At 61.5% G+C, this 2,559-nt stretch carries 2 protein-coding genes; both read right to left on the bottom strand.

Annotated features, from left to right (window positions below):
• Window positions 1-252: 252 nt before the first annotated feature.
• The gene (locus tag BFP89_RS07070; RefSeq protein WP_065884813.1) at window positions 253-1,695 is read right to left on the bottom strand and encodes a hypothetical protein; all 1,443 of its coding nucleotides are present in this window, start codon (window positions 1,693-1,695) and stop codon (window positions 253-255) included.
• Window positions 1,696-1,841: 146 nt separating this feature from the next.
• Window positions 1,842-2,559: lipocalin family protein (locus BFP89_RS07065; protein ID WP_065884812.1), on the bottom strand; the 718-nt coding region annotated here is incomplete at its 5' end.

Below are 2,559 nucleotides of genomic sequence, written 5' to 3'. Positions count from 1 at the left end.
GTTCGGCCAGCGTGGTTTAACGGGGCGCCTCAGATCAAGATCAAAAGCCAGATCAAGAGCGGCTCGCTTCGCATCGTGGTTACGGTTGGGCGCTACTGGAATTGTGTAGGCACCTATGACCATCGGGGGCAAGTCGAATCGTCGCACCGCCCCTCCCACATTCGAATTGTTGCAGCCTGCAAAAATGTGCGGCACACGGCGCAAAAAAGGGGCAGCCCCTGCAGGCTGCCCCTTGCGTTTCACATCACTGAATCAGTGGATGATGTCCTGGGTGCAGATATGCCCCAGGCTGACGTATTGCACGTTGTTACCGCCGACGCCCACGCCGGGGAATTCGGCCAGCTCGATGCGCCAGCCACCCTGGTTGTAGGTGGTTCTCCAGGTGTACGGTACGCCGGTGCTGCTGTCGTTGATCACCGTGGTGTAATCACCGAAGCAGGTACCGATATTGGCCGTGGCCTGGGACACACCCGCGCTGTTGGTGGTCGTCTTGTAGTCGACCCAGCGGTAGTTAAAGTCGACGAAGTGGTTATCCACGCGCAACACCGGGGTGACGCCCAGCAGCGGCGCGCCGGTGGAGTCCGACCACTGGGTCGACCAATTCAGCAGCCGTGCGGTCTGGGTGGCCAGCGGCATCTCGCTCACCGGCACCCGTACGATGTTGTCACCCTTGACACTGCTGGTGTTCAGGCGCGGCGTGGAGCCCAGGCTCAACTGGTAATACTTGCTCGGGTCCTGCGCCACCGCCGGATTGGCCCGCACACGCACCTTCACGGTGGTGCCCGGCGTTACGCTCGGATAGGTCGAGGTGGAGCCGGCCGGTACGGTAATCCAATTGACGCCATCGAAGCGGTCGAAGATCCACTGGTTACGGCTACCCTCCTCGTCGCCCGCCAGGTACATGCTCACGCTTTGCCCACGTACCGCCTTGAAGTCGAAGTAATCGACATCGCCGGCATTGTCGAGGTTGCCGCTGACCTTGTTCATCGAGTCGGGCAATACGAACGCGGTTTGCGCGCTGTCGTTGGGCTCGAACGCGTCGATGTTGCTGTCCACCGCCACGCCGAAACTGAACTGCGCGTTATCGGCGACCTTGGCCACCATGTACCAGTAGTAGTCACCGGCCGACAGTACACCGTTGAGGTATTCATCGGCATTGCCTGCGGCATCCGAAGCACCCACCACACTCAGATTGCCCTGGCCGTCATCCTGGAACAGGGTCAGCGACATGTCCGCCCCTGCACTCTGGTTGACCAGTTGCACCAGCACCCGCGCGTTCTGCGCCAGATTGAAGTGGTAGGCAAACTCGTTACCGGCCTGCACGCCATCGACGGTGTAGAGCGTGTTGATATCCAGGGTGGGGAACAGCGGTTCAAACGCTGCAACCGCCGCGCTTTTCAGTTGGCTTTGCGCCGGTTTCTTCAGCTCACCGACCACGCTGTCGAACGGCGCCGACTTGAGGGCTTTGGTCACCGTTCTGGACTGGCCGGACTTGGCCACTGAGAGTTTTTGCTTGAGCTCAGGCGACACCTTCGACGCGTCCAGCTTGCCGCCGGACTTGAGCGCCGTGTTCACGGCCTGCTTGACCGCTTCGGCACTGAGTTTCGAAGGCGCTTGATCAGCCAGGGCGCAGGCCGAGACGAAGCAGGAGGCCATCATGGCCGCACCCAGCATAAGGGCTTTTTTCGATTTCATTTTTTATCCATCCATAGTTAAAAAATAGAAGCTCAGGTGATCGGCGACATCCGGTCACCTGGGATGGACTCTAGGACAATACTGGTTTTATGTACAGTAGTTTTTTTGAGAGTGGGTTGACCGTTCCGAGGGGGCCAATCAATCAGCTAGTAGCCCGTCATCTCCAGATACCCCACCCCACCGTCGAACTTCACCGGCCCTTCCCAGTAGGGAATGCCCAGGTTCATCCACGCCTTCGAATTGACGGCCTCGGGGGTGATGTCCAGGTGCTTGCCGGGGATTTTCAGCGACCAACGCGTGGGAATGCTGCGCCCGTCAATCTCGGTGGTGGTCAGCGGCGCCAGTTGGATGTCCGCGTTGTGCAGGGTCTCGGTGTGTCCCTGGGCGTCGATCCAGGTGCCGGTGAGGTAGCCGCCGCCGTCCTTTTGCCGCACGCGAAACAGCATCAGTTGTTCGCCTCGGTCCAGGTGCAGGGAGAACCAGTCCCAGCCGGTCTGGTTGGCGGCCAGGGGCTGGCTGCTCCATTCGCGGTCGAGCCAGGCGTTGCCGCTGACCTGGTAGGTCTGGCCGTCGAGCGTGACGCTGCCGTTGGCGCTGAAGAAGGGCTGGCTGTAGTAGTAGGACGCCTGGCCCTGGTCGGATTTGCGGCTGTAGCCGTGGTCGCCCTGCAGCACCAGCGGGCGACTGGAGGTCAGTTGCAGGTCGTAGGCGAACTGCGCGCCACTGGCCTTGAGTTGCATATCGGCCAGGGGGTTGGCGGCGCCAGGGCGGGTGGCGAAGTTCCAGTCATCGATCCAGGCGTTGAACGGCAGCGCCTGCGCCCCGGCCTGGCCGACGCCGCCCCGGGCAAAGCGCTCGGCGGCG

It is taken from the genome of Pseudomonas sp. 31 R 17 (assembly GCF_900004915.1).
Lineage (GTDB): Bacteria > Pseudomonadota > Gammaproteobacteria > Pseudomonadales > Pseudomonadaceae > Aquipseudomonas > Aquipseudomonas orientalis_A.
This window is presented reverse-complemented; position numbering and strand designations above follow the sequence as displayed.

Excerpts from the sequence above, each read along its gene's own strand:
- BFP89_RS07070 (WP_065884813.1), bottom strand. The coding sequence starts at position 1,695 with ATGAAATCGAAAAAAGCCCTTATGCTGGGTGCGGCCATGATGGCCTCC.